The organism is Acidovorax sp. Root402 (genome assembly GCF_001425125.1).
GTDB lineage: Bacteria > Pseudomonadota > Gammaproteobacteria > Burkholderiales > Burkholderiaceae_C > Acidovorax > Acidovorax delafieldii.
In genome coordinates this window covers 211,428-233,180 of sequence record NZ_LMDQ01000014.1, presented here as the reverse complement: position 1 = coordinate 233,180, position 21,753 = coordinate 211,428, and the positions used below count along the sequence as shown (strand labels likewise).

The window sequence follows — 21,753 nt, the reverse complement described above, 5'->3', positions numbered from 1 at the left end:
TCTGTTCGATGGCGAACACAGGCAAAGTCCAAGCGCAAAAGGGCCGTGGATGGGGCTCAATGCACCCGTGCCGTCAGTCGCCGTCCACCCGCTGCACGCTATCGGGCCAGCGATGGCGATGGGTTGGGCGAGACAGTCGCCTCGCGGTTTGCAAATTGGAACGCTGCATGGGTGCTCAGAAACACCCTGCCCTCCAAACGCAGCCCCAGCGGCGTGGTCTGCAGGCGGTCCAGCACAGGCCCTTTGACCTCTGCCAGCAGCAATGCCATGCCGCGCTGGACCAGGCTGCGCTCCAGGTCGGTGAGCACACCCAAGGCTGTGGTGTCGATCTGGTTGATGGCCGAGCACACCAACAGCACATAGTGCGTGTCAGGCTGTGCCGCAACCAGAGACTCCACCTTATCGAGTAACGCGTCCGAATTGGCGAAATACAGGCTTTCGTCGACCCGCACGGCAATCAGGCCGGGTTCGATAGTGACTGCATGGCGGGCGACGTTGCGGAAATGCTCCGTGCCAGGCACGCGCCCCACGACCGCAATGTGCGGATGGCTGCTGCGCCACACCAAAGTGCCCAGCGACAACGCCACCCCCATCAGGATGCCGACTTCCACGCCCAAAGCGATCACGCCCCCTGCGGTGGCCAGCAGGGCCATGGCATCCGCCTTGTCGTAATGCCAGGCCTCGCGCAGTGTCTCGACGTCAATCAGGGACACCACCGCCACGATGATGGTGGCCGCCAGCACGGCATGGGGCAGATAGTGAAACAGCCCGGTCAGCGCGGCAATCACCACACCCATCAGCACGGCAGAAATGACACCTGCCAGGGGCGTGTTGGCTCCGGCGGCAAAATTGACGACCGAGCGCGCAAAGCCGCCCGTGACGGGGAAACCGCCCGACAGCGCACTGGCGACATTGGCCGCTCCCAAGCCCAGCAGCTCTCGGTTGGGCTGAATGCGCTGCTGCCGCTTGAGCGCAAGCGATTGCGCTACCGACACACTTTCCACAAAGCCCACCAGCGAGATCAGCAGCGCAGGCAGCCACAGCGAGCCCACAGACGCCATAGAAACTGCGGGCAGCCCAAGCTGTGGCAGGCCCTGGGGCACCGTGCCGACAATGCTGACCCCTGCCGTCTGGTCCCAGCGCATGGCGGCCACCAAGGCGGTGGACACCATCACCGCCAGCATCGGCGCCAGTTTGGATGCGATGTCTGCCAACCGAGGGCTGGCGCCCAGGCGGACCAGCCACGGGGACAAGGACTTGCGCGCCAGCACGAGAAACAACACGCTGCCCGCACCAATGCCCAACGTGACCAGGTTGGTTCCGGGTGCCGCGTGCGCGAGCTGCACCACGGTGTCAAACACGTCGGTACCGCCGGCCCTTACCCCCAGCAGGTGCTTGACCTGGCCCACAGCGATGAGCACTGACGAGCCGGAGATAAACCCGCTGATGACCGGATGGCTCAGAAAATGGGCCAGGAAGCCCAGCCGCAATGCGCCAAATAGCAGCAACATGCCTCCTGACAGGAGTGACAGCAGCATGGCCAGCGCCACGTAGTCGGGCGAGCCAGCCGCCGCTAGCGGCTGCAGGGCGCTCGCCGTCATGAGGGAGGCCACCGCCACGGGCCCCACAGCCAGCGTCATGCTGGAGCCCAGCATGGCGTAGGCAATGATGGGGAGGATGCTGGCGTACAAGCCGACCTCGGGGGGCAAGCCCGCCAGCAGCGCGTAGGCCAGGCTCTGCGGGATCAGCATGACCGTCACGATCACACCGGCAACCATGTCCCCGGAGAGCCAGGACTTCTGGTAGTTGCGGACCCAGCCGGGTATGAAGTTCATGATGGCTCCGGGGTGATCAGGACGCCTCGGCATCCAGGGTCTGCGTCAGTCCAAACAACTGGGCAGACCTGGCACCCGAACGGCAAAACGCCAACGTGGGCTTGGGAGCGGAGATCACGACCTTGTGCATGGCCCGTACCTGTTCCGGGGTGATGGAACCGCTCACAACAGGCAGGTACACGTAATGAAGTCCGGCCACCGTGGCGGCGCGCTCCATTTCAGGGCTGGTGGGTTGTGCGCCACCGCCCTCCCCGTCGGGCCGGTTGTTGATGATGGTCTTGAAGCCCTGCTGGGCCAAAGAGGCAAAGTCCGTGGTGGCCAGCTGGGGCGACACTGCGAAGTCGGGGGTCAGGGCAATGATCTGCATCGGCATGTCAGCGGGCTCCGGTCTGGGTAGGTGGGGCGCGGTGGGACATGCGTTCGGCCAGTTCAAACAGCCACATGCCCGCCAGCATCGCCATCACAAACACGATGGCTTTGGGCTGGCCCGCGCCCGCCGAAACGATGGCGGGCCCCGGGCAAAAGCCTGCAATGCCCCAGCCCGCACCAAAGATGAGGCTCCCGACCACCAGGCGGCGATCGATGTCGCGCGACGTGGGCAGATGCATGGCGCCTCCCAGGAAACTGATGGTGCGTTTCTTGGCCGCAGCGAACGCAAAGACGCCCACCGCAATCGCGCCGCCCATCACAAACGCCAGCGACGGGTCCCACAAGCCAGCCAGGTCCAGGAAGCCCAGCACTTTGCCGGGATCGGTCATGCCCGAGACGATCAGGCCCAGTCCGAAGATCAGACCCACCACAAACTCTGTAATGCGATTTTTCATAGCGATCAATGCTCCGATGTAGGCTGGGTCAGCCCAGCGCGTGCCGGATGAGAAAGACGGTGACAAACCCGGCCCCCATGAAGGCCAGGGTGGCCACCAGGGACCGGGGCGACATGCGCGAGAGTCCGCACACACCGTGGCCGCTGGTGCAGCCCGATCCGTAGCGGGTACCGACACCCACCAGCAGGCCAGCGATCACCACCATGCCCCAGCTCGCATCAATGCGCGGCTGCGTGGGGCCGACTACCAGCCAATAGAGACTGGGGGCTACCAGCATGCCCAGCACAAAAGCCAAGCGCCAACCAATGTCCCCAGCGCGGGGGCGCAACAGCCCGCCCACAATGCCGCTGATGCCCAGAACGCGTCCGTTGAGGAGCACAAAAAGCGCCGAGGCAAGGCCCAGCAAAACGCCGCCAGCGAGCGCAGCCCAGGGAGTGAAGTGGGTCCCGTCGATCAGCATGGCTTGCTCTCCTGGGCGGGGCCACAAAATTGTTCAAACAGCACGTTCATCACCGCCAGGGCCTGGGGGCTGGCGATCTCGTAATAGATGTTTTTGCCGTCACGGCGCGTGTTGACGAGGCCCTCCTCGCGCAATACGCCCAGCTGCTGCGACAAGGTGGGCTGGGAGATGCCCACCAACTCTTCCAGTTCACCCACACGCTTTTCACCCTGCGTCAGCTGACATAGCAGCAGCAGGCGGTCGGGGTTGGACAACACCTTCATCAAGCGACAAGCGCTGTCGGCGGACCTGCGCAAGGTTTCCAGGTCCATTTGTGCTTCTGCGTGCATGGTCGCGCGCTCCTTTTCAAATTCGATGTTGATATTCTATTGACTAACAATCTATTTGTCAATAAACTATCAACATCGAAATTAAATACGGAGCCCTTCGATGACCCCCCAGATAGAAGCCTTCTTTGATGACTCCACCTGGACGGTGAGCTATGTGGTGTTCGATCAGTCTGGCGGCCAGTGCGCGGTGGTGGATTCGGTGCTGGACTACGACCCGAAGTCGGGCCGCACCCGTACGCGGTCTGCCGACAAGATCGTGGAGTTTGTGCAAAGTCAGGGGCTGACGGTGCAATGGATTCTGGAAACCCATGCCCACGCAGACCACCTGTCGGCCGCGCACTACCTTCGCGACAAGTTGGGTGGAAAAATCGCCATTGGTGCGTCCATCACCCAGGTGCAGGACGTATTCAAGAAGGTGTTTCATCTGGAGCCAGGGTTCCACCCCGATGGCAGCCAGTTCGACCAGCTACTGCACGACAACGAGGTCTTCCATATCGGACAGCTGGAGGCCCAGGCGCTGGCAGTGCCCGGTCACACGCCCGCCTGCATGGCCTACCAGGTGGGCGACGCTGTGTTTGTGGGAGACACCCTGTTCATGCCCGACGTGGGCACAGCGCGCTGCGATTTTCCCGGGGGCAATGCCCACACGCTGTACCAGTCGGTGCGCAAATTGCTCAGCCTGTCGGATGAAACCCGCCTGTTCATGTGCCACGACTACCCACCCGCAGGGCGTGCCGTGGCCTGGCAAACCACCGTCGCCGACCAGCGTGCCAAGAACATCCATGTGCATGACGGGGTGACCGAAGACGCCTTTGTGGCGCTACGCACCCAGCGCGACGCGACGCTGGAGATGCCCGTGCTCATCCTGCCCTCGGTGCAGGTCAACATCCGCGCAGGGGAAATGCCGCCATCGGAAGCCAATGGCGTGACCTATCTCAAGATTCCTGTCAACGCGCTGTGACACAACTGCCACATCCGTACCGCCCCACCCACTGCAGGAACGCACACATGAAAACAGCCCACGACCTCGTCACCGCTGCCAAGGCCCTGGTGCAAGAGGTACCGCTGGACCAGGCCGACGAAGCCATCCGCACCGCCGACGTGCTGATCGATGTGCGGGAGGCCGACGAGTACCAGGCCGGACATATCCCCGGCGCGATTCACGCCTCTCGCGGAGTGCTGGAGTTCCGGCTCAGCAGCACGTCCGAACTCAGCGCACGCGACCTCAAGGTGGTGCTGTACTGCAAGACCAGTGGCCGGGCCGCGCTGGCTGCGCGCGCCATGCAGGACATGGGCTACCTGCAGGTGCAGTCCATCGCCGGTGGCTTTGACGCGTGGGTGGCTGCGGGCAAGCCCGTCGCGGCGCCCGCATCCCCCTCATTCGATTGACCGGGCGGTGAGCGCATTTCGCGTTCACCGCGCTTGTGCAAGCAGGGCCTATTCCCGGGCCGCAACCTTTGAGCAAGGAACTCATCATGAACATCAACGTAGGAACCGCAGACCGTGTACTGCGCGTCTTGGCAGGCCTGGTCCTGATTGCGCTGGCTGCCACTGGCACGGTGGGCTGGTGGGGTTGGCTGGGCGTGGTGCCACTGGCCACCGGACTGTTTCGCTTCTGCCCGGCTTACACGCTGCTCGGAATCAATACCTGCCCCGTGAAGAAATAAACCGCCGGCAGGCGGCCACACACAGAGATTCAGAGAGAGCCCGGCACTCTCCCCGGCCTCAGCAAGGAACCATTCAATGAGTACGTTTGACCACATCGGCCTGATTCAGGGCATCAACGAAAACCTGGCCACCTTTCGCAAGGCGCAGCCCGACGCCATGCGGGGCTTTGCGCAGCTCGCCCAGGCATCCATGGCGGAAGGGGCGTTGACCAGCAAGCACAAGGAGCTGATTGCCCTGGCCATCGGCGTCACGCAGCGCTGCTCCGGGTGCATCGGTTTTCATGTCAAGGCGCTGCAAAAGCTCGGCGCCACCCGCGCAGAACTGGAAGAAATGTTGACCGTGTGCGTTTACATGGGGGGAGGTCCGGCACTCATGTATACGGCCGAGGCCCTCAAGGCCTGGGACACCATGGCCGTCGCAGCCAATGCCACAGCCGCAGCCTGAAGCAGGGGCCCTGCCACCTGTCCGCCCCCGTCGCACGCTCGACACCCCGGCGTGCCCTCCGTCAGACTGGCGGCGATAAATCGGTTTACATTTTGGGCATCTATCCGCGAGACTGTTACCAAAACAGGAGGGGGTGTCCATGCAATCTCATCGTCGTCATGGGTTGAAATTGGCGTTGTCCAAGGCATGGGCGGCATGGGTCATCGGCGCGGCGTTGCTGGCAGCGAGCAATGTGCAGGCGCTGGAGCCACCCACAGGCCCCGTCGTCCTGACCATCGACGGCGCCATCACCCAGACCAACCGGGGTCAGCAGGCGCAGTTCGACATGAAGATGCTGGAGAAGCTGCCGCAGCACAGCTTCTCCACCCAGACACCCTGGTACCCCAGCGCAGTCACGTTCACTGGCCCCCTGCTGCGCGATGTGCTGGCGGCGGTGGGCGCCAAGGGCACCAAGATCACCGCCGTGGCCCTGAATGACTACAAGACCGAGATCCCGGCAGACGACGCCACGCGGCATGACGTGATCGTGGCGCGCCTGATGAACAACCGGCCCATGCCCATCCGCGAGAAAGGCCCGCTGTTCATCGTGTACCCGTTTGATACCAAGGCCGAGCTGCGCAGCGAGCTGTACTACAACCGGGCGGCCTGGCAGCTCAACGCACTGCACATCCGGTAGCCGCCCTCCCCGCTTCCTGCCCCATCTATGCTGCGCAGCCAACACATCCTGCGGCTCATCATTGCCGGGCTGGTGTTGGCCTATGTCGCTATTGCGGCGGTGCAGTACAGCCAGTACCGCAGTGTGGAGGCCGTCATGCGGCGCGGCGATGTGAATGCGCTGTGGTCGTTCTTGCAGCTCAATGTGGAATATGAAAAGCTGGACCATGCGCTGCACCAGTTCGAGCTGGACCCCACCAGCATCACCATGGACCGGCTGGAGCTGCGGTATGACCTGTTCCTGAGCCGATTCAGCGCCTTGGAAAGCGGCACCTCGCGCACGCTGATGCAGGACGAGCCCATCTACAGCAATGCGCTGGCCGCCCTGCAGCGGTTTGTGGCGGCGGGCGACAGCTACTTTGGCGCCAGTGTGGATGCCCTCTCCAGCCAGACCAACATGCGGCGCCTGCGCACCGAGCTGGACGGCCTGCGTGAAACGGTGCAAGAGCTGTCGCTCAGTGCGTCGCGCGTGTCGGCCCTGCTGGGCGACTCCCGCAACGCCGAGGTCAAACACCAGACTTTGCTGACCACCGGGCTCACTGCATTCCAGGCACTGCTTACGTTCTTGCTCGCTTTTGCGATGGCGCGGCAGTTCCTTCAGCGCGAAAAGGCGACGGCCCAGGCCATGGCGGCGCAGAACGAGCTGGTCGATGCCCTCAAGCGCAACGAGGAGGTGCTGGAAGCGCGCGTGGCCGAGCGCACCGTGGAGCTGCAAAAAGTCAACGCAGCCCTGCGCGAACATGAGGATGAGCTGGAGATTGCCCGCGCCCGTGCGGAGGACGCCTCGCAGATGAAGTCGGACTTCCTGGCCAACATGAGCCACGAGATCCGCACCCCCATGAACGCGGTGATCGGCATGAGCCACCTGGCCCTGGGCACCGACCTCACACCGCGCCAGCGCGACTATGTCGAAAAGATCCAGCGCTCCGGCCAGCATCTGCTCGGCCTGATCAACGACATCCTGGACTTCAGCAAGATCGAAGCGGGCAAGCTCGAAGTGGAGGTGGTGGACTTTGACCTGCGCGGCGTGCTGGACAACGTGGCCAACCTGGTCAGCGAAAAATGCGCGCACAAGGGTCTGGAGCTGCTGTTCGATGTGGACCCGGCCCTGCCCGACGACCTGCGCGGCGACCCGTTGCGCCTGGGGCAGATCCTGGTGAACTACGCCAACAACGCCGTCAAGTTCACCGACAAGGGCGAAATCATCGTGCGCGTCACCGAAACCTCGCGCGGCGACACCGGAGTCCTGCTGCGCTTTGAGGTGCAGGACACCGGCATCGGCCTGACTCCTGAGCAGCAGTCGCGGCTGTTTCGCTCGTTCGAACAGGCCGACACATCTACTACGCGCAAATACGGTGGCACCGGGCTGGGGCTGGCCATCTCCAAGAAGCTGGCCGGCTTGATGGGCGGCGAAGTAGGAGTACAAAGCCAGCCGGGGGTGGGCAGCACCTTCTGGTTTACCGCCCGTCTGGGGCTGGGCAACCCCAGCCATGCCCCCCTGCTGCCCACCCCCGACCTGCGCGGGCGGCATGTCTTGGTAGTGGACGACAGCGAGCAGGCCCGGCATATCCTGGGCGAGATGCTGGCCCGCATGAGCTTTGCCGTCACCACGGCCTCTTCCGGCGAGGAGGCGGTGGCCCAGGCCCGCGCCGCCGAACAGGCTGGTCGCCCCTGCGAGATCGCATTCGTGGACTGGAAGATGCCCGGCATGGACGGGTTTGACACCCACCGCGCACTTGCCCGCCTGCAGCACCCGCCATTCACGGTCATCGTGACCGCAGCAGGCCGCGACGATGTGCAAAGCGAACTGGAACGCGCCGGGCTGCAGCTGATGCTGTCCAAACCCGTCAGCCCCTCGCAACTTTTTGATGCCGCCATGCAGGCGCTGGGCGGGCAGGTCCGGTCGTCCGACAGGCGTGGCACACAAATACCCCGGCGCGCTGCGCACCTTTCCGCCATTGCTGGCGCACGGGTGCTGCTGGTGGATGACAACGACCTGAACCAGCAGGTGGGCGCCGAGCTGCTGAGCAGCGCTGGCCTGGTGGTGGACGTGGCCCAGAACGGGCAGGTGGCGCTGGACATGCTCGCCCAAGCCCTCTACGACCTGGTACTGATGGACATGCAAATGCCCGTGATGGACGGCCTGACCGCCACCAGGCACCTGCGCCAGAACCCGTCCTGGGCCCAGCTGCCCGTGGTGGCCATGACGGCCAACGCCATGAGCCGCGACCGCGACCTGTGCCTGGAAGCGGGTATGAACGGCCACCTGGCCAAGCCCATCGACCCGGACGAACTGTTTGCTGCCCTGCTGCAATGGATTGCACCCCGAGCCACCGGTGCGGACGAGGCTGACCGCGAAGGCGGAGACCCTCAGGGGCAGCCAGCTAGCGCCCCTTCCAACTCCGACACAGCGCCCCACTCCACAGCCGCGCTTCCCGCCGATGACGCACTGCGCCGCATCCCAGGGCTCGACGTGACCGCCGGCCTGCGGCGTGTGCTGGACAAACGGCCTGCCTACGAAGGCCTGCTGCGCAAGTTTGTGGCGGGGCAAGCGCAGGCGGTCCAAGCCACCCGTACTGCCCTGGCTGCCGGGCTACACGACGAGGCCCAGCGCGCCATGCACACGCTCAAAGGCACGGCCGGCACCATTGGCGCCACCGCACTGGCAGCCCTGGCACAGCGTGCGGAAGAAGCCATCGCCCAGAAGGCCTCGCCCGAGCTGGCAGAGCCACTGCTGGAGCCCGTGGAAGCGGCTTGCCAGGCGCTGGTCACTGCGCTGCAGCAGGCCCTGCCCGCAGAGGAGGTTGCGGGCACGGACGCTGCGCCTGGCCCGCAGATCGACGCCTCCGCTGCGCATGCGCTGGTGGCGCAGCTTGAAGCACTGCTGTCCGACGACGATTCCGACGCCATCGAAATCTTCAGGCAATCCACGCCCACCCTGCAGGCCCTGCTGGGGCCGGCATATGGCCAGATGAAGCGGTCGCTGGACAGCTACGACTTTGTGGAGGCACTGGCCATACTGCGCCAGGCCCCCGAGGCGCACAATGACAACAAGGAGGACCCGGTCCATGAATAGCCCATTCGCACCCAGCGGCAAATGCACGGTGCTGGTCGTAGACGACACGCCCGACAACCTCTCGCTGATGAGCGACCTCCTGCGCACCGACTACAAGGTCAAGCTTGCGCCCAGTGGCGAGCGCGCCCTGCAGATCGTGGCGGGCGACAGCAAGCCCGACCTGATCCTGCTGGACATCATGATGCCGGACATGGATGGCTACGAGGTGCTGCGCCGCCTGCAGTTCAACCCCGACACTGAAGACATCCCTGTCATCTTCCTCACCGCCATGAGCGCGGCCGATGACGAAAGCATTGGCCTGGAGCTGGGTGCGGTGGACTACATCACCAAACCCATCAACCCGGCCATCGTGATGGCCCGGGTGCGCAACCACCTGCAGCTCAAGCGCGCGCGCGACTTCCTGGCCCAGCACAACCACTTTCTGGAGCAGGAGGTCGCCAACCGCACCCGGGCGATGGCCGAGCTGCAGGACGCCACGATCCGCGCCATGGCCTCGCTGGCCGAAACGCGCGACAACGAAACGGGCAACCACATCCGGCGCACGCAGCACTACATGGAAGCGCTGGCCCGCCACCTGCAAAACCACCCGCGCTTCAAGGACGAGCTGACCGACGCCGCCATCGAGACCATCTTCAAGTCCGCCCCGTTGCACGACATTGGCAAGGTGGGCATCCCCGACCGCATCCTGCTCAAGCCCGGCAAGCTCACGCCGGAAGAGTTCGAGATCATGAAGACGCACACCACGCTGGGCCGCGACGCCATCATCGCGGCCGAGACGGGGACCACACAGGACAACCCGTTTTTCCGGTATGCCAAGGAGATCGCCTACAGCCACCAGGAGAAATGGGACGGCTCGGGCTACCCCGAAGGTCTGGTGGGCAACACCATTCCACTGTCAGCGCGGCTGATGGCCGTGGCCGACGTGTACGACGCACTGATTTCCGAACGCGTCTACAAGCCCGCGTACTCCCACGAACAGGCGGTAGAGATCATTCGCGACGGCCGGGGCAGCCACTTCGACCCCGACATGGTCGATGCCTTCCTGACCCTGTCCGAGGAGTTCCGGCGCATTGCCCAGCAGTTTGCCGATGCCGAGCCTGCACGGCTGGCCCAGGTGGACCGCCTGGCCGCCGATCTGCCCATGGAGCGCATCGAACTGACCTCGCGCGAAGAGCCGCTCTGAATGGCAGTGCCCCGCGCCTTACCGTGGCGCAGCACTGAGGCACGGCATTCGGTGGCGCCGCAGCGGGCTCCAGCAGAAGCACGCCGCCGCGTCGGGGGGCATCAAGCGCTGTGGCTGTGCCCGTCGAGGGTGGTGGTCGTTGTGCGGTGCCCGTTCAGCCCCAGCTTGGCCAGCAGTTGCACATCGGCATCCACATCGGGGTTGCCCGTCACCAGCAGCTTGTCGCCATAAAAGATGGAATTGGCCCCGGCCATGAAGCACAGCGCCTGCACGGCCTCGCCCAGTTGCTGGCGCCCGGCCGACAGGCGCACACGGGCCTTGGGCATGGTGATGCGGGCCACGGCAATCACGCGCACAAAGTCGAACGGGTCGATGGGCTCGCTGTCGGCCAAAGGCGTTCCAGGCACGCGCACCAGGCTGTTGATGGGCACCGACTCAGGGTACGGCTGCAGGTTGGCCAACTGCGCAATCAGGCCCGCACGGTGCACGGGCGCTTCGCCCATGCCCACGATGCCGCCGCAGCACACGCTGATGCCTGCGCTGCGCACATGCTGCAGCGTGTCCAGCCGGTCCTGGTAGGCCCGGGTGCTGACCACATCGGTGTAGTACTCGGGGGCTGTGTCCAGGTTGTGGTTGTAGTAGTCCAGCCCGGCGTCTTTCAATGCTTTTGCCTGGTGCGATTCGAGCATGCCCAGCGTGGCGCAGGTCTGCAGGCCCAGGCCTTTCACCGCGCCAATCAGGGCGCTGACTTTTTCAATGTCGCGGTCTTTGGGCGCACGCCAGGCGGCACCCATGCAAAAGCGCGTGGCGCCCGCGTCCTTGGCGGCCTGGGCAGCGCGCACCACCTCATCCACCTCCATGAGCTTGTCGGCCTTTACACCGGTGTCGAACTCGGCCGCCTGCGGGCAATAGCCGCAGTTTTCTGGGCAGCCGCCGGTCTTGACCGACAGCAGCGTGGCCAGCTCGATGTCGCCCGCAGGCCAATGCTGGCGATGCACGGTTTGTGCCTCAAACAGCAAGTCCATCAGGGGCTTGTCGAGCAGCGCCTGGATGGCCTCCACCGACCATTCTCCCTGCACAACCGGCGCAGAGACGGGGCGATGGACCTGGATGGGCTGCGGGGCGGAGAGGGTTGCGTTGGCCATAGGTGGGGTCCTTTCAAGAGCCTGCTGCTGCAAGCACCAGGCATTGCGTCGGTGATCACACGAGGCGCCACTCCAGAGTCTTCCGGAGCACCGCCCTGCATCGCTATCACCATGATTTTGAAGGAGATTTCGGCACAACTGCTCTCAACATGGTCACAAAAGGTGCCACTATTTTCCGGTGCTCAACGGCCGGCATCTCGCTGCGCGAGAACGGCAAAAAAGCCGACTGTTGACCACTTTAGAGAGCATGTTGAAACCACGGCCAAAACCGCCAAAGTAACGCGCTGACAACCGGCGGCTTTGGCTTCTATCTTGCAGCCCGTGCCACCTCGCAGGCTCCGACGTTCATGAAAGTTAGCCGCTCGTTGCACCCCGGCCAGACCAGCTCAAGGCCCCAGCGCCCGCCACCAGGCACACCAGGGCCAGGCCATCAGCCACCACCACGCGCTGCAAATGCGCATTGAAGCCACCGGTGAGCCATGCAAGCAGCAGGAAAGAAAGGGCGCTGACCGCGCCAACAAGCAAGCCCAACCACTGGTAGCCGGGCTTGAACGCCGCCATCAGGCAGAGCCCACCCACGATGCCGAACAGCACAGCGCGGTGCCGCAGCAGGATGAGCGTGTTCGGATCGGAAGGGGCCACGCCGTAGAGTCTGGCCAAGTGCTCTGCGCCGAGCACGCCGATCAAGGGAATCAGGTGAATGGCACCTGCGAGCAGCAAGGCCAGAGAAGCGATTTTTTGCATGGGCAGGTGACACCAAAGACAAGGTGCTGCCGTTGTAGCCCCCGCCGGGCCCGGTGACCATGACGCCCCAGGTCATGGACGCCGCGCTGTTCAGCGCCCCAGCATCTGCTCCAGCGCCTCGCGGATGGCGCGGGGCTTGTTGTCTGCGTCGTCGATGGCAGAGCAGCTCGGACTGTGCTCCACCTCAGCGCCGCTACTGCCGACGCGACCGAACAGGCGCTCGCAGTCACATCGCAGGGAGGCCAGCGTCTTGCGGGACCGCTGGTGTTTCACTTCCGCCACCCAGCAGCGGTCCGCGCAGCCGCAGGACCGGTACTGCAGGGTTTCCCCCGGCCGGCCCCAGTCGAGCGGATAGGCGCCCGTGCCACCTGCGGCCCCACCGCCCTGCCCTGACAGTGCGAGGACCAGCAGGGCGCTCACCTTGGCGCCGGCCAGCAACGTACGCTGGAGCGAAACCATGGGTGCGACAGCGGGCTGTGGTGGTGTTGGGGTTCAGCCCAGCGCGGCGATCACGTCCGCCGGTGCCTGCACCAGTTCGATCAACACGCCTTCGCCCGCAATTGGAAACTCGTCATTGCTCTTGGGGTGCAAAAACGTGATGTCGTAGCCCGCCGCCCCCTTGCGGATGCCGCCGGGCGCAAAGCGCACGCCTTTGGCCGTGAGCCATTCCACCGCCTTGGGCAAGTCATCGATCCACAGGCCGATGTGGTTGAGCGGCGTGGTGTGCACGGCGGGCTTCTTGTAGATGTCCAGCGGCTGCATGATGTCCACCTCCACCTTGAAGGCGCCTTTGCCCATGGCCAGGATGTCTTCATCGACGTTCTCGCGCTCGCTCTGGAAAGTGCCGGTCTGTTCGAGGCCCAGCATGTCCACCCACAGCGTCTTCATCCGCTGCTTGTCGGTGCCGCCAATGGCCACCTGCTGGATGCCCAGGACCTTGAAGGGGCGTGGGGTTGTGCTCATGATTACTCCTGATTTGATAGCTACCAGCGCATATTCTTCTGGCGCTAGCGGCCAAAAAGACTAAAAAAGGGGCGCAAGGCCCCTCTGGATGGGTTGTGGGGCCTTTGGGATCCTCTGCACGAATCAGCGCGCCGTGTGCATCAGCGGCCTCGGGCGGTCTGCAGCGTTGCAAATAATCGCAATAGCTACGGCTATTGCTGCGTTTTGCGCCTTGCAGCCCCTCCCGATCCGCTGCGCTCACTTGGCCAGCGAGATTCGTGCAGAGGATCCCTTGGCGGGATCATTGGAATTCCAGGATCACCTGGTCCACCGCCAGCGACTCACCCTTGCCCGCCGTGATCTTGCCCACCACGCCATCTTGCGCGGCAAAGAGGATGTTCTCCATCTTCATGGCCTCGATCACCGCCAGCTTTTCACCAGCCTGCACCTTCTGGCCCGGCTGCACCGCCACATCGACCAGCAGGCCGGGCATGGGCGAGAGCAGGAACTTGGAAAGATCTGGCGGCGCCTTGAAGGGCATCAGCTTGTGCAGCCGCGCGCCCAGCGGCGACAGCACCAGCGCATCGATCTGCGTACCGTTGTGCGCAATGCGCAGCGCCAGCGGGTTCTTGCCCACGCCGCGTTCCACCTGGGCCGTGAAGCCCTGGCCGTTGCATGCGCCTTGCACGCGGATCTGGCCCAGCGTGGCGGCGCTACTGATCTGATAGCTATTTCCGCCCACGCTGATTGCGCTGGAGCCCGATTTGTCTTCAAAGTCGGACACCGTCACCTCGTGGTGTTGGTTCTGCCCTTCGGCGCCCAGCGTGACCACCACAAACTGCTCGCCCACCTTCACCTCGTGGCCGGCCAGCTGGCCGCTGATGCCGGAGGCGCGTGCACGGTAGCGGCGGTTCATGAACGCGGCCAGCGCCACCAGGAACAGCGGGTCGCTGTGCGGCACGTCTTCGGCGTGGAAGCCCTTGCCGTAGTTCTCGGCAATGAAGCCGGTGTTGAAGTCGCCCGTCACGAACTTGGGGTGCGCCAGCAACGCCGCCTGGAACGGGATGTTGCTGCTGATGCCGCGAATCACAAACCCGTTGAGCGCCGCGCGCATCTTGGCAATCGCATCGTTGCGGTCCGTGCCGTGCACGATGAGCTTGGCGATCATCGAGTCGTAGTACATGGGGATCTCGCCACCCTCGTACACGCCCGTGTCCACCCGCACGCCCAATTTTTTGGTCGTATCGGACTGGAACATCGACTCCTCCGGCGGCTGAAAGCGCACCAGGCGGCCGGTGGACGGCAGGAAATTGCGGAACGGGTCTTCGGCGTTGATGCGGCACTCAATGGCCCAGCCGTCGCGCTTCACATCGGCTTGGCTCAAAGGCAGCTTCTCACCTGCGGCCACGCGGATCATCAGCTCCACCAGGTCCAGGCCGGTGATGCATTCCGTCACCGGGTGCTCCACCTGCAGGCGGGTGTTCATCTCCAGGAAGTAGAAGTCCTGGTCCTTGCCGACCACGAACTCCACCGTGCCCGCGCTCTGGTACTTCACGGCCTTGGCCAGTTGCACCGCCTGCTCGCCCATGGCCTTGCGGGTGGCGTCGCTGATGAAGGGCGATGGCGCCTCTTCGATCACCTTCTGATGGCGGCGCTGGATGGAGCACTCGCGCTCGTTCAGGTAGATCACGTTGCCATGAGAATCGCCCAGCACCTGGATCTCGATGTGGCGCGGCTCCTGCACAAACTTCTCAATGAAGATGCGGTCGTCGCCAAAGCTGTTGCGGGCTTCGTTCTGGCAGCTGGCAAAGCCTTCAAACGCTTCCTTGTCGTTGAACGCCACGCGCAGGCCCTTGCCGCCGCCCCCGGCCGAGGCCTTGATCATCACGGGGTAGCCAATGCCCTTGGCAATCTCCACCGCCTGCTCGGGGCCGCTGATCGCGTCGTTGTAGCCAGGAATGGTGTTGACCTTGGCCTCGTTGGCGAGCTTCTTGGACGCGATCTTGTCGCCCATGGCCGCAATCGAATGCGCCTTGGGGCCGATGAAGGCAATGCCTTCGTCTTCGCAGCGCTTGGCGAAGGCTTCGTTCTCAGAGAGGAAGCCATAGCCGGGGTGCACCGCTTGCGCGCCGGTCTGCTTGCAGGCCGCAATGATCTTGTCGACCAGCAGGTAGGACTCGCGGCTGGGCGCGGCGCCAATGTGCACGGCCTCGTCGGCCAGCTTGACGTGGCGGGCTTCCTTGTCGGCGTCGGAGTAGACGGCGACGGTGGCGATGCCCATTTTCTTGGCCGTTGCAATCACTCGGCAGGCGATTTCGCCACGGTTGGCGATGAGAATTTTTGTAAACATTGCTTTGCCCTACTCAACTTGGAGATCCCGCGAAGCGGCGGCTTCGCGGTGGTTGATACACATATTGCTTGGGTATTGAGGAATCACCAGCACTTGCTCCACCGAGCATTCTGGATAGATCCATCGTCCCCAATTCGCCCTGAGCCATTCAACAGACAAAGAGCTTGCGTCAGGCTGAAACTTCGCTTCCAGAGGAAGTTCGATCAGCGTAAGCCCAGCTTTTTGCCCCGTACAGACAATCAAACTCAAACCGCAATCGGAGACCTGTGACTCCAGACACATCAAATCAACGACTGGCTCGTATGGCCACTGAGCAGCCGTAATTCGAAGCACAGTTCCGCGCCAAAGCCCTGGCACCACCAACTGCGACAGCGGCTGCCAATCGGCGCGAATTTGAGGCCGAAGATCAGCGGTGTGCATGCTCAAGCTCTCAGATCACAGCGGAATGTTGCCGTGCTTGCGCCATGGGTTTTCCAGCTTCTTATCGCGCAGCATCACCAGCGAACGGCAAATGCGCTTACGCGTTTCGTGCGGCAGGATCACGTCGTCGATAAAGCCGCGTGCACCGGCCACAAACGGATTGGCAAAACGCTGCTTGTATTCGGCCTCGCGGGCGGCCAGCTTCACCGGGTCGTTCTTGTCTTCGCGGAAGATGATTTCCACCGCGCCCTTGGCGCCCATCACCGCGATCTCGGCGTTGGGCCAGGCCAGGTTCACGTCGCCGCGCAGGTGCTTGGAGCTCATCACGTCGTACGCACCGCCGTAGGCCTTGCGGGTGATGACGGTGATCTTGGGCACGGTGCACTCGGCATAGGCGTACAGCAGTTTGGCGCCGTGTTTGATGATGCCGCCGTACTCCTGGCTGGTGCCAGGCATGAAGCCGGGCACGTCCACAAACGTGACCACGGGGATGTTGAACGCATCGCAAAAGCGCACAAAACGCGCGGCCTTGATGGAACTCTTGATGTCCAGGCAGCCCGCCAGCACCAGCGGCTGGTTGGCCACGATGCCCACGGTCTGGCCTTCCATGCGGGCAAAGCCGATCAGGATGTTCTTGGCGTACTCGGGCTGCAGCTCGAAGAAGTCCCCATCGTCCACCGTCTTGAGGATCAGCTCCTTCATGTCGTAGGGCTTGTTGGGGTTCTCGGGCACCAGGGTGTCCAGGCTCAGGTCCATGCGGTCGGCCGGGTCGTTGCTGGGACGCACCGGGGCTTTTTCGCGGTTGTTGAGCGGCAGGTAGTTGTACAGGCGGCGCAGCATCATCAGCGCCTCCACGTCGTTCTCAAACGCCATGTCGGCCACACCGCTCTTGGTGGTGTGCGTCACGGCGCCGCCCAGTTCCTCGGCGGTGACTTCTTCGTGCGTCACGGTCTTGACCACCTCGGGGCCGGTCACGAACATGTAGCTCGAATCCTTGACCATGAAGATGAAGTCCGTCATGGCGGGCGAGTACACGGCGCCACCGGCGCTGGGGCCCATGATCATGCTGATCTGCGGAATCACGCCGCTGGCCAGCACATTCTTCTGGAACACATCGGCATAGCCGCCGAGGGACGCCACGCCCTCCTGGATGCGGGCGCCGCCCGAGTCGTTCAAGCCGATGACAGGAGCGCCGACCTTCATGGCCTGGTCCATCACCTTGCAGATCTTCTCGGCGTGCGTCTCGCTGAGTGCCCCGCCGAACACGGTGAAATCCTGGCTGAACACGAACACCAGGCGGCCGTTGATCATGCCGTAGCCCGTCACCACACCGTCGCCGGGGATCTTGTTGTCCTCCATGCCAAAGTCGGTGCAGCGGTGCTCGACGAACATGTCCCATTCCTCGAACGTGCCGTCGTCCAGCAGCAGCTCGATGCGCTCGCGCGCGGTGAGCTTGCCCTTGGCGTGCTGCGCATCGATGCGCTTTTGCCCGCCGCCCAGGCGTGCCAGCGCACGCTTTTTCTCCAGTTGATCCAGGATGTCTTGCATGGTCGTCCTTTGGTGAATGGGTTGGTGTCTACTATCTATTTGATAGCTGCCAGCGCATGATTGGATTGCGCTAGCAGCAGATTTCGTGCTGCAGTGGATGCTGCAATGCGTCCTGCGGCCACATCGGCCTGCATCTGGGGCAGCAGCTCACGCACCTGCGGGTGCTGGCGAAATGCGAGCTTGAGGCCTGCGTCGATGCGCTCCCACATCCAGGACAGCGCCTGCTTCTCGCGCCGCGTGGCCAGGCGGCCGTTGGCGGATTGCAGCTGGCGGAACTGCGTGACGGCGGCCCAGAAGCTGTCTACGCCCTGCCCCAGCAGCGCGCTGATCTGCACGACCTTCGGGTGCCACAGCGTTTCGTCGTGGTGCGCGTTTTCCGGATTGCCGTGCTGGCTCAAGAGGCGCAGGCTGGAGGTGATCTGCGCCTCGGCGCGCGTGGCGGCGTTCTTGTCGATGTCGGCCTTGTTGATGACCACCAGGTCGGCAATCTCCATCACGCCCTTCTTGATGGCCTGCAGGTCGTCGCCTGCGTTGGGCAGCTGCATCAGCACAAACATGTCCGTCATGCCCGCCACGGCAATCTCGCTCTGGCCCACGCCCACGGTTTCGACGATCACCACGTCGTAGCCTGCGGCCTCGCAGACCAGCATGGCCTCGCGCGTCTTCTCGGCCACACCGCCCAGCGTGCCGCTGCTGGGGCTGGGGCGGATGTAGGCCTTTTCATGCACCGACAGGTGTTCCATGCGCGTCTTGTCGCCCAGGATGGAGCCGCCCGAGACGGTGCTGGACGGGTCGATGGTGAGCACGGCCACGCGGTGGCCCTGACCGATCAGGTACAGGCCCAGGGCTTCGATGAAGGTGGATTTGCCCACGCCGGGCACGCCGCTGATGCCGAGGCGGAAGGCCTTGCCGGTGTGCGGGAGCAGCTGGGTCAGCAGCTCGTCGGCCTGGGCGCGGTGGTCCACCCGCGTTGATTCGAGCAGCGTGATGGCTTTGGACATGGCGCGGCGTTGCACCGCCGCCGTGCCCTGCACCACCCCGTCAAGAAGCGCCGCAGGTGTCACGCCACCGCCTTGCGAATCTGCTCGAGCACATCCTTGGCGCTGGCGGGAATGGGTGTGCCGGGGCCGTACACGCCCTTGACGCCCGACTCGTACAAGAAATCGTAGTCCTGCGCGGGGATCACCCCGCCCACAAACACGATGATGTCGTCCGCACCCTGGTCCTTGAGCGACTGGATGATGGCGGGCACCAGCGTCTTGTGGCCTGCGGCCAGCGTGCTCACGCCCACGGCATGCACGTCGTTCTCGATGGCCTGGCGCGCGCATTCCTCGGGGGTCTGGAACAGCGGGCCCATGTCCACGTCAAACCCTAAGTCGGCAAACGCGGTGGCCACCACCTTGGCGCCCCGGTCATGGCCGTCCTGGCCCAGTTTGGCGATCATCACGCGGGGGCGGCGGCCTTGTTCTTCGGCAAAGGCGTTGATTTCGGTCTTGAGTTTGTCCCAGCCTTCGGCCGAGTCATAGGCAGCTGCGTACACACCGGTCACCTTTTGTGTATCGGCGCGGTGGCGCCCAAAAACCTTCTCCAGCGCATCGCTGATCTCGCCCACGGTGGCACGCAGACGCACAGCCTGGATGGACAAATCGAGCAGGTTGCCCTCGCCACTCTCTGCGGCGGCGGTCAGCGCATCCAGTGCTGCCTGCACCTTGGCGGCATCGCGCGTTGCACGGATCTTTTGCAGGCGAGCGATCTGGCCGTCGCGCACCTTCATGTTGTCGATCTGCAGGATGTCGACCGGGTCTTCCTTCGCCAGCTTGTACTTGTTGACGCCCACGATCACGTCCTTGCCACTGTCGATGCGCGCCTGCTTCTCGGCGGCAGCAGCTTCGATCTTGAGCTTGGCCCAGCCGCTGTCCACGGCCTGGGTCATGCCACCCATGGCCTCGACCTCTTCGATGATCTTCCAGGCCGCGTCGGCCATGTCCTGGGTCAGCTTTTCCATCATGTAGCTGCCAGCCCAGGGGTCGATCACGTTGGTGATGTGGGTCTCTTCCTGGATGATGAGCTGCGTGTTGCGCGCAATGCGGGCGCTGAACTCGGTGGGCAGCGCAATGGCTTCGTCAAAGCTGTTGGTGTGCAGGCTTTGGGTGCCGCCAAACACGGCCGCCATGGCCTCGATGGTGGTGCGCACCACGTTGTTGTAGGGGTCCTGCTCGGTGAGGCTCCAGCCCGAGGTCTGGCAGTGCGTGCGCAGCATGAGGCTCTTGGGGTTCTTGGCCCCCGTGGCCTTCATGATGCGGCACCACAGCAGGCGCGCGGCGCGCATCTTGGCGACTTCGAGATAGAAGTTCATGCCAATCGCCCAGAAGAACGACAGGCGCCCGGCGAACTCGTCCACGTCCATGCCCTTGGCGATGGCAGTCTTCACATACTCCTTGCCGTCGGCCAGGGTGAAGGCCAGCTCCAGTGCCTGGTTGGCCCCGGCTTCTTGCATGTGGTAGCCGCTGATCGAGATCGAGTTGAACTTCGGCATGTTCTTGGCCGTGTACTCGATGATGTCGCCAATGATCTTCATCGACGGCTTGGGCGGGTAGATGTAGGTGTTGCGCACCATGAACTCTTTCAGAATGTCGTTCTGAATGGTTCCGGAGAGCTTGTCTTGCGAGACGCCCTGCTCTTCTGCCGCCACCACATAGCCCGCCAGCACGGGCAGCACGGCGCCGTTCATGGTCATCGACACGGACACCTTGTCGAGCGGGATCTGGTCGAACAGGATCTTCATGTCCTCGACCGAATCAATCGCCACGCCGGCCTTGCCCACATCGCCCGTCACGCGGGGATGGTCGCTGTCGTAACCCCGGTGGGTGGCCAGGTCGAACGCCACCGACACGCCCTGCCCGCCCGCAGCCAGGGCCTTGCGGTAGAAGGCGTTGGATTCTTCGGCGGTAGAGAACCCAGCGTACTGACGGATCGTCCAGGGCCGCACGGCATACATGGTGGCCTGGGGGCCACGCAGGTAGGGCTCAAACCCGGGCAGCGTGTTGGCGTACGGCAGGCTGGCCGTGTCTTCGGCGGTGTACAGCGGCTTGACGGTGATGCCATCGGGCGTGACCCAGTTGAGGGCGCTGACATCGCCCCCCGGCGCCGACTTGGCTGCGGCCTTGGCCCAGGCTTCCAGCGAAGACGCGGCGAACTCTGGGGCGTTGTTGGTGGGGTTGTCACTCATGGCAAAAGCTACTCCGAAGATGGCGTTGGGGCGTCCAACACAGCGCACAGGCGGTGACCGCACAGGTACAGTGGTGTGGCGGCGAGTTTACATCATTCATAATTATTGATTCAAAATATTCCACCCAGCTTACAATCCACCCCATGTCTGCCCTTACCCTCACTCCCCGCGCGCTCTACGAAGAAGTGGCCGAGCAATTGCGCCAGCGCATCTTCCGGCGCGAACTGGAGCCGGGCAGCTGGATTGACGAACTCAAGATTGCCGAGGAATTCGGCATCAGCCGTACGCCCCTGCGCGAGGCGCTGAAGGTGCTGGCCGCTGAAGGCCTGGTCACGATGAAGGTGCGCCGTGGCGCCTATGTGACGGAGATGAGCGAAAAAGACCTGCGCGATGTTTACCACCTGCTCAGCCTGCTCGAGAGCGACGCCGCCGGTGTGGTGGCCGAACACGCCACCGAGGCGCAGTTGAAAACGCTGCAGGACCTGCACGCCGAGCTGGAAGCCGCCGTGGCTGATCGCGAAAAATTCTTTGCCGTCAACGAACGCTTTCACATGCATCTGCTGGAGATGGCCGACAACCGCTGGCGTAGCCAGATGGTGGCGGATCTGCGCAAGGTGATGAAGCTCAACCGCCACAACTCGCTGTTCAAGCAAGGGCGTATTGAAGATTCGCTGGGCGAACACCGCGCAATCCTGGCTGCGATGGTGGTGCGCGATGCCAAGGGCACGGTGAAGGCTATGCAGGCGCACTTTGCGCAGGGGCTGGAAGCGGCGACCTGATTCTTGGCACCGGAAAAGGCTGGTAGCCAGACACCGGACCCAGTGGGCATCAGGCTCGATTGG

22 protein-coding genes are annotated in these 21,753 nt (G+C 63.8%); 8 read left to right on the top strand and 14 right to left on the bottom strand.

Features of this window, described 5'->3' with window-relative positions:
* Window positions 1–98: 98 nt before the first annotated feature.
* The 5 genes from ASC83_RS12250 to ASC83_RS12230 are packed head-to-tail and all read right to left on the bottom strand — an operon-like array spanning window position 99 to window position 3,448.
* Complete coding sequence (locus ASC83_RS12250) at window positions 99–1,835, bottom strand: SulP family inorganic anion transporter (protein ID WP_056062738.1); 1,737 nt, start codon at window positions 1,833–1,835, stop codon at window positions 99–101.
* A 16-nt stretch (window positions 1,836–1,851) separates the two neighbouring features.
* Window positions 1,852–2,208, bottom strand: a complete 357-nt coding sequence (locus ASC83_RS12245) for a TIGR01244 family sulfur transferase (RefSeq protein WP_056062735.1) — start codon at window positions 2,206–2,208, stop codon at window positions 1,852–1,854.
* Between the two features lies 1 nt (window position 2,209).
* Window positions 2,210–2,659, bottom strand: coding sequence for a YeeE/YedE family protein (locus tag ASC83_RS12240; protein WP_056062731.1), 450 nt, complete (start codon window positions 2,657–2,659; stop codon window positions 2,210–2,212).
* 28 nt (window positions 2,660–2,687) lie between these two features.
* On the bottom strand, window positions 2,688–3,119 hold the full coding sequence (locus tag ASC83_RS12235) for a YeeE/YedE family protein (RefSeq protein ID WP_056062729.1): 432 nt from the start codon (window positions 3,117–3,119) through the stop codon (window positions 2,688–2,690).
* On the bottom strand, window positions 3,113–3,448 hold the full coding sequence (locus ASC83_RS12230) for a helix-turn-helix transcriptional regulator (protein ID WP_056062726.1): 336 nt from the start codon (window positions 3,446–3,448) through the stop codon (window positions 3,113–3,115). Before ASC83_RS12230 ends, ASC83_RS12235 begins: the two co-directional genes overlap by 7 nt.
* Before the next feature lie 100 nt (window positions 3,449–3,548).
* Here ASC83_RS12230 and ASC83_RS12225 point away from each other — a divergent pair, with 100 nt between their 5' ends.
* The 7 genes from ASC83_RS12225 (at window position 3,549) to ASC83_RS12195 (ending at window position 10,533) form a co-directional block, all read left to right on the top strand.
* Window positions 3,549–4,409: an MBL fold metallo-hydrolase gene (locus ASC83_RS12225; protein ID WP_056062723.1), complete on the top strand. Its 861-nt coding sequence runs from the start codon at window positions 3,549–3,551 to the stop codon at window positions 4,407–4,409.
* Between the two features lie 47 nt (window positions 4,410–4,456).
* Complete coding sequence (locus ASC83_RS12220; RefSeq protein WP_056062719.1) at window positions 4,457–4,837, top strand: rhodanese-like domain-containing protein; 381 nt, start codon at window positions 4,457–4,459, stop codon at window positions 4,835–4,837.
* Between the two features lie 86 nt (window positions 4,838–4,923).
* Window positions 4,924–5,115 (top strand): DUF2892 domain-containing protein, encoded by a 192-nt coding sequence (locus ASC83_RS12215; RefSeq protein ID WP_056062716.1) that lies wholly within the window; start codon window positions 4,924–4,926, stop codon window positions 5,113–5,115.
* Between the two features lie 76 nt (window positions 5,116–5,191).
* Window positions 5,192–5,560: a carboxymuconolactone decarboxylase family protein gene (locus tag ASC83_RS12210; protein ID WP_056062713.1), complete on the top strand. Its 369-nt coding sequence runs from the start codon at window positions 5,192–5,194 to the stop codon at window positions 5,558–5,560.
* A gap of 139 nt (window positions 5,561–5,699) precedes the next feature.
* Entirely contained in the window at window positions 5,700–6,236 is a 537-nt protein-coding gene (locus ASC83_RS12205) for a molybdopterin-dependent oxidoreductase (protein WP_082522438.1), read from the top strand.
* Between the two features lie 27 nt (window positions 6,237–6,263).
* Window positions 6,264–9,350 (top strand): response regulator, encoded by a 3,087-nt coding sequence (locus tag ASC83_RS12200; RefSeq protein ID WP_056062711.1) that lies wholly within the window; start codon window positions 6,264–6,266, stop codon window positions 9,348–9,350.
* A complete protein-coding gene (locus ASC83_RS12195) occupies window positions 9,343–10,533 on the top strand; it encodes a two-component system response regulator (protein ID WP_056062707.1) in 1,191 nt (396 codons plus the stop codon). Before ASC83_RS12200 ends, ASC83_RS12195 begins: the two co-directional genes overlap by 8 nt.
* A 101-nt stretch (window positions 10,534–10,634) precedes the next feature.
* Here ASC83_RS12195 and bioB read toward each other — a convergent pair whose 3' ends face one another.
* The 9 genes from bioB to scpA all read right to left on the bottom strand — a co-directional run bounded on the left by bioB (window position 10,635) and on the right by scpA (window position 20,911).
* The gene (gene bioB / locus ASC83_RS12190; protein WP_056062703.1) at window positions 10,635–11,678 is read right to left on the bottom strand and encodes a biotin synthase BioB; all 1,044 of its coding nucleotides are present in this window, start codon (window positions 11,676–11,678) and stop codon (window positions 10,635–10,637) included.
* 354 nt (window positions 11,679–12,032) lie between these two features.
* Window positions 12,033–12,422, bottom strand: coding sequence for a hypothetical protein (locus ASC83_RS12185; RefSeq protein WP_056062699.1), 390 nt, complete (start codon window positions 12,420–12,422; stop codon window positions 12,033–12,035).
* Window positions 12,423–12,512: 90 nt separating this feature from the next.
* Window positions 12,513–12,881: a hypothetical protein gene (locus ASC83_RS12180; protein WP_056062696.1), complete on the bottom strand. Its 369-nt coding sequence runs from the start codon at window positions 12,879–12,881 to the stop codon at window positions 12,513–12,515.
* Between the two features lie 33 nt (window positions 12,882–12,914).
* Entirely contained in the window at window positions 12,915–13,385 is a 471-nt protein-coding gene (locus ASC83_RS12175; protein WP_056062694.1) for a VOC family protein, read from the bottom strand.
* Between the two features lie 280 nt (window positions 13,386–13,665).
* The gene (locus ASC83_RS12170; RefSeq protein ID WP_056062691.1) at window positions 13,666–15,714 is read right to left on the bottom strand and encodes an acetyl/propionyl/methylcrotonyl-CoA carboxylase subunit alpha; all 2,049 of its coding nucleotides are present in this window, start codon (window positions 15,712–15,714) and stop codon (window positions 13,666–13,668) included.
* Between the two features lie 9 nt (window positions 15,715–15,723).
* Window positions 15,724–16,134, bottom strand: coding sequence for an Imm45 family immunity protein (imm45, locus tag ASC83_RS23945; RefSeq protein WP_156379488.1), 411 nt, complete (start codon window positions 16,132–16,134; stop codon window positions 15,724–15,726).
* A 15-nt stretch (window positions 16,135–16,149) separates the two neighbouring features.
* Entirely contained in the window at window positions 16,150–17,682 is a 1,533-nt protein-coding gene (locus ASC83_RS12165; protein ID WP_056062687.1) for an acyl-CoA carboxylase subunit beta, read from the bottom strand.
* Window positions 17,683–17,717: 35 nt separating this feature from the next.
* Window positions 17,718–18,746, bottom strand: a complete 1,029-nt coding sequence (meaB, locus tag ASC83_RS12160) for a methylmalonyl Co-A mutase-associated GTPase MeaB (protein WP_056062683.1) — start codon at window positions 18,744–18,746, stop codon at window positions 17,718–17,720.
* Complete coding sequence (scpA, locus tag ASC83_RS12155) at window positions 18,743–20,911, bottom strand: methylmalonyl-CoA mutase (RefSeq protein WP_056062678.1); 2,169 nt, start codon at window positions 20,909–20,911, stop codon at window positions 18,743–18,745. The genes meaB and scpA overlap by 4 nt, the downstream gene beginning before the upstream one ends.
* Before the next feature lie 143 nt (window positions 20,912–21,054).
* Here scpA and ASC83_RS12150 point away from each other — a divergent pair, with 143 nt between their 5' ends.
* Window positions 21,055–21,690, top strand: a complete 636-nt coding sequence (locus ASC83_RS12150; RefSeq protein WP_056062675.1) for a GntR family transcriptional regulator — start codon at window positions 21,055–21,057, stop codon at window positions 21,688–21,690.
* The last annotated feature ends 63 nt before the right edge of the window (window positions 21,691–21,753 follow it).